The organism is bacterium (genome assembly GCA_027622355.1).
Lineage (GTDB): Bacteria > UBA8248 > UBA8248 > UBA8248 > UBA8248 > JAQBZT01.
On the sequence record JAQBZT010000220.1, the window covers coordinates 1 to 4882 of the forward strand.

A 4882-nucleotide genomic window follows, 5' to 3' on the forward strand; every position below is an offset into this window, starting at 1 on the left:
TCTTGGCGCCACAAGGGTTCTTCGCCGCGCAGGGATTCTTCGCCGCGCAGGGGTTTTTCGCCGCGCAAGGATTCGCCGCATCTACCGACGGCGCCGCCACCATCAGCAGGGAAGCGGCCGCAAACGTGAGCATCAAGGCCTTGATCATCTTCATCTGACAAATTCCTCCGACAAAACCTGAGAGAGTCTACTATCGGCCGGCGGCTCTCATCCCGTGACGCACGGGAAACCGGCCGAATTCAAAACGAACCACGGGGGGCCGCATACATCATTTCGCTAATTTTTCGCCTACGGAAAATACATACACACGGTTGGGATAACATGCGAACCAAGGAAATATTCCCCCGGCGCAGCGAAGATCACAGGCGAAATCATTTGATTTTCAGACCCGGGGGGCAGAAGCCACGAAAGCCCAATCGGTATCCAGCCGCTTGGCCATGCGCCCAGTTACTGTCTCATCTACGGGCACGAAAGCATCAATCCTGAGAGGAAGGAAAACTAAAATTCGGGAACGATGGTATTCTCGGGCCCCAGCAAATCAGAGAGGCTCTTCAAAGCTTCTTCAAAGCGCGTTTCCTCGCCGCCCACATCCTCCACCCGGAAACCGATTGCCCACGAGGGCGGCTCCTTGGAGTGCTCACGCACCCAGATGATGCTCCCCTTACAATTTTCGAAAATCTCGTCGCGAATCTGGATGATGCTGTCGACGTTTTCCTGCGGCCGGACCTCCGTGGAAACGAGTATCTTGAATCCTCCGGCGCTGATGTCTTCAGGAATCAGGGGAATCGGGGAAATATCTCCTGCCTCAATGATGACCGGTATGCGAAAGCGCGTGAATTGCCGCCTTTCGGATGAATCATTCATGTCAAAACCCCTCCTGGCAATCCGCTCTTTCACATGGATAAATTTAGCCGCACTTCCTTGCTCGCCCGCAAAATTCAGCTTTTTTGTTTCTCTGCAAAATCCCTTATCTTGGTCAGCGTTTCTTTCGCCTCGGAAAAATTCGGGTTCAGTTGCAGCGATTTTTCGAGCAGTTCGGATGCCTCCTGAAATTTCATCTGCGCAACGAACACCATGGATTTATTATAATAAAGAACCGGATCGTCCGGATCAAAGGAGATTGCCTTGTCGAAGGAGCGGATCGCCTGGTAGTAGTTCTTTTTGCGCCGGGCCTCAATTCCCATCCGGTTGTACTCGTGCAGGTCTTCCGGGCGCTGCTCGAGCGCCATGGCCGACTCAAAGGCGCCATCGGCGGCCTTTTCGTCTCCCAATGCCTTATACGCCTCCGTGAGACCCATGTGGGCCGTGACGCTGTTTGCGTTCGACGCCAGGGCTCCCTGGAATTGATTCTTGGCCTCCTCGTGCAGGCCTTTCTCCATGAACGATCTTCCGTTATCGAGAAACCCCTTCTCCAACAGGCGAAACTTGTCCCTTGCCATCGAATCGAGGCGTTCGGCCTCGACCAGAACCTGATCGGCTTTTTCCTGATCGCCCCGGCTCAGATGCACCCGGGCGAGGCCGTGGTAGATGTCGACCGACCCGCCGCCGGTGACCATGGCTTCCTCGAATTTTTCCTCTGCCCCATCCAGATCGCCGCTCTTCAAAAGCTTATTTGCCGTCTCTATCGCGGATTCCGTCGCCGAGATGTTTTTCTGCGAGTGCTGGCCGACCTCTGATTTTGTCACGACGTACTTGTCCAAAACTTTTTCGATCATCTCGCGGAACGATCCCAGTTCAACCGGTTTGGAAAGAACGGCGGCAGCCCCCGCGGCCCGGGCTTTCTGGGACGCCGGGGCGTCATCGGCCGGGCAGAGAAAAACAATGGGCTTGGACTTGTTTTTCCCCTCCTCCAGAAGACTGGAGATGACCTTGAGGCCGTCCATCTTGTCGACCTTGCTCGAGACGAGGATCAACCCGAAGGAATCGAACCGGCCGGTGTGAACGGCTTTGTATCCGTGTTCGGAAAAGGTGATGTTGCGGAGTTGGCACTCTTCGAATATTCGCTTCAGCGCGGACGCACCGGAAGGGTCGTTCTCGGCAACGAGAATAGGAATATCGGGATCAATTTTTTCGGAGGGCATGCTCTACTCCGGGCGGAAAGTGCGGACGGCCACGTTTTCCACGTCCCCGTATAACCCGATTCCGGACGCCACCCCCCATGGCGCCGAAACCCAAGTATATCAACCAAGCTCCTTTTGACGGGAACCCTCCTCGGCCACTCGCGAGACGCTTCGGAAAGGAATCACCGAAGCCCCGCCCCCCGGGTGCGCGGTCCGCCGGGCGGGAACTCCCCGCTTTCGAGGCGAAAAACGGAAAGCCGTCCCCACGGCCCGAACCGTCGCCCGCATGATCGTTCGGGCGAATCCCCCGAAGTAGCGCGTATTCTGCCTCAGGGCGTGATAGGCAGCCCTGCCGCCGGCTCCTCCCAGTCCCGAAATCCGGGACGTAAATTCCCGGGCGGAGATCACCGGCCAGAGGATCCGCTGCACGACCCGCCGCACCAGCCACGCGAGCAGTGCGCAGAAAATGGCGGAGAGAACGAGAAAAACACCCAGTATCCGCAAACCGCGGGACGGATCGTCCACAACAATCATGCTGATTTGCGCAATTCCGTAAAAGGCTGCCCCCAGGAGAACCGCAATGGCAGTTAAAAGCCCTCCCGAGCGCTGGAGAATTCGGAACCAACCAAACACGGGGTTCTCCTCCCTGCGGGGCCCTCTGCGGCCAGGACCATCCGGCGAAACAGCGATATCCAACACCATACCGCAGTTCAAGGGGCGGCTCCACCCGTAGAATTTTCATTGTTGACGGGCCAGGAAGGGCGTTTTAAGTTCCCTTTTGCCTAAGGATATTCCGCTGTTATTCAGGAGAATTTCATTTGCTCGACATCCGGATGATCAGGCAGGACCCCGAGGCCATCGCCCGGGCGCTCGCCCGGCGGGGGGGAAATTTCGAGTTCGGAGAAATTCTCGCCACCGACGCGCGCCGCCGCGAGCTGACCCACGAGATCGAAAGCCGAACCGCCGAAGTGCGAAAAAACAGCAAGCGCATGGGCGAATTCAAGCGAAAGGGCGGCGGGAGCGAAGAGGCGGACGCCCTGCTCGCCGCCAACCAGAAGCTTACGGCCGAGTCCAAGGTATTCGAAGAAGAACTCGGCGAGCTGGAGAAAAAACAAACCGACGCCCTCCTCAACCTGCCGAACCTGCCGCACGAGAGCACCCCGGACGGCGCCGCCGCGGACAACCCCACCCTTCGCACCTGGGGCGAGAAGCCGGCGTTCTCCTTCGCTCCCAAGCCCCATGACGAGCTCGGCGCGAAACTCAACATCCTCGACATGAAACGCGCCGTGAAGATCGCCGGCGCGCGGTTCGCCCTTTACCGGGGAGCCGGCGCCCTGCTCGAGCGGGCGCTGATCAACTTCATGCTCGATCTGCACACCCGGGAGCACGGCTATACCGAATGGCTCCCCCCCTTCATGGTCAACCCCGAAGCGATGCTCGGGACCGGCCAGCTCCCCAAATTCGAGGCAGACCTCTTCAAGGTGGATGACGGCGCCTACTACCTCATCCCCACCGCCGAGGTGCCGGTCACGAACATCCACCGCGAGGAGATCCTCGAGGAAAAGGACCTGCCCCTTCGCTACACCGCCTACACCCCCTGCTTTCGCAGCGAGGCCGGCTCCTACGGGCAGGACACCCGCGGCCTCATCCGCCAGCACCAGTTCAACAAAGTCGAACTCGTGAAGTTCGCCCGCCCCGATACGAGCTACGAGGAGCTCGAAAGCCTCACCGCCAATGCCGAGGAGGTGCTCAAGCGCCTCGGGCTCCACTACCGCGTCGTCGCCCTTTGTGCGGGCGACCTGGGCTTCTCGGCCGCCAAGACCTACGACATCGAGGTGTGGGTTCCCTCGCAGGACACCTACCGGGAGATCTCCTCGTGCAGCAATTTCGAGGACTTTCAGGCGAGGCGCGCGCAGATCAGATTCCGCCCCGCGGGGGGTGGCAAGCCCGCCCTCGTTCACACCCTGAACGGCTCGGGCCTCGCCGTCGGGAGAACCGTGGTCGCCATTCTCGAAAACTTCCAGCAGGAAGACGGCACCGTCGCCATCCCCGAGGCACTCCGGCCCTACATGGGCGGGATGGAAGCGATCGGACCGGGGGCGTAATTCTCTCTTCCGTGTGGCAGCGATTCAAATCGAGGGCAAATCGAATGGAACCCCGCATCAGCATTGTCACATTGGGCGTTTCCAACCTGGAAAACTCGATTGCCTTCTACCGCGACGGCCTTGGCCTTCCCATGCGCGAGGGGCCGGAGGAAATCGCTTTCTTTGAAACCTCCGCTACCTGGCTCGCTCTTTATCCGCGGGAGGCGCTCGCAAAGGACGCTTCCATCTCTCCGGAAGGAGAGGGTTTTTCCGGCTTTTCGCTGGCGCACAACGTTCGCACCCGCGAGGAAGTTGACCAAATCCTTCGGGAGGCGGAGGCGGCGGGCGCGAACATACGCAAAAAAGCCCAGGATACAGACTGGGGCGGCTATTCGGGTTGTTTCACCGACCCGGATGGTTTCCTGTGGGAGATCGCCTGGAACCCCCATTTTTGGATCGAATAAATTCGCCGCCATGCTGATTTTGCAGATACTCCTATCCCTCGTTCTCCTGTTCGGTGGAGGAGAGTTGCTCGTCCGCGGCGCCGTCGCCGCGGCCCGGCGGGCGAGGGTGAGCCCGATGCTCATCGGCCTCACCCTTGTCGGCTTCGGCACTTCCACCCCGGAGCTGGCGACGAGCCTTCAGGCCGCTCTCTACGGCTCGCCCGAAATCGCCGTAGGGAACATCCTCGGGAGCAACATCGTCAACATCCTGCTAATCCTGGGAATCGCTGCGCTG

At 59.4% G+C, this 4882-nt stretch carries 6 protein-coding genes; 3 read left to right on the top strand and 3 right to left on the bottom strand.

The genetic code is table 11. The features are described from left to right. Positions 1-498: 498 nt before the first annotated feature. The 3 genes from O2807_11835 to O2807_11845 all read right to left on the bottom strand — a co-directional run bounded on the left by O2807_11835 (position 499) and on the right by O2807_11845 (position 2693). Positions 499-864 carry a PilZ domain-containing protein gene (locus O2807_11835; GenBank protein ID MDA1001188.1) on the bottom strand — a complete coding sequence of 122 codons (366 nt, stop codon included), beginning with the start codon at positions 862-864 and terminating at the stop codon, positions 499-501. 74 nt (positions 865-938) lie between these two features. Continuing rightward, positions 939-2081, bottom strand: a complete 1143-nt coding sequence (locus O2807_11840; GenBank protein MDA1001189.1) for a response regulator — start codon at positions 2079-2081, stop codon at positions 939-941. A gap of 99 nt (positions 2082-2180) precedes the next feature. After that, positions 2181-2693 carry a hypothetical protein gene (locus tag O2807_11845; protein ID MDA1001190.1) on the bottom strand — a complete coding sequence of 171 codons (513 nt, stop codon included), beginning with the start codon at positions 2691-2693 and terminating at the stop codon, positions 2181-2183. A gap of 185 nt (positions 2694-2878) precedes the next feature. On the opposite strand from O2807_11845, the gene serS reads away from it, so the two are divergent. From serS to O2807_11860, 3 genes are all read left to right on the top strand, one after another. Next, positions 2879-4165: a serine--tRNA ligase gene (gene serS / locus O2807_11850; protein MDA1001191.1), complete on the top strand. Its 1287-nt coding sequence runs from the start codon at positions 2879-2881 to the stop codon at positions 4163-4165. Between the two features lie 44 nt (positions 4166-4209). Continuing rightward, on the top strand, positions 4210-4608 hold the full coding sequence (locus tag O2807_11855; protein MDA1001192.1) for a VOC family protein: 399 nt from the start codon (positions 4210-4212) through the stop codon (positions 4606-4608). Positions 4609-4618: 10 nt separating this feature from the next. Then, on the top strand, positions 4619-4882 hold a 264-nt coding region (locus O2807_11860), incomplete at its 3' end, for a sodium:calcium antiporter (GenBank protein MDA1001193.1).

Coding starts and splice junctions, on each gene's coding strand:
- O2807_11835 (MDA1001188.1), bottom strand. CDS start 864: ATGAATGATTCATCCGAAAGGCGGCAATTCACGCGCTTTCGCATACCG.
- O2807_11855 (MDA1001192.1), top strand. CDS start 4,210: ATGGAACCCCGCATCAGCATTGTCACATTGGGCGTTTCCAACCTGGAA.
- O2807_11840 (MDA1001189.1), bottom strand. CDS start 2,081: ATGCCCTCCGAAAAAATTGATCCCGATATTCCTATTCTCGTTGCCGAG.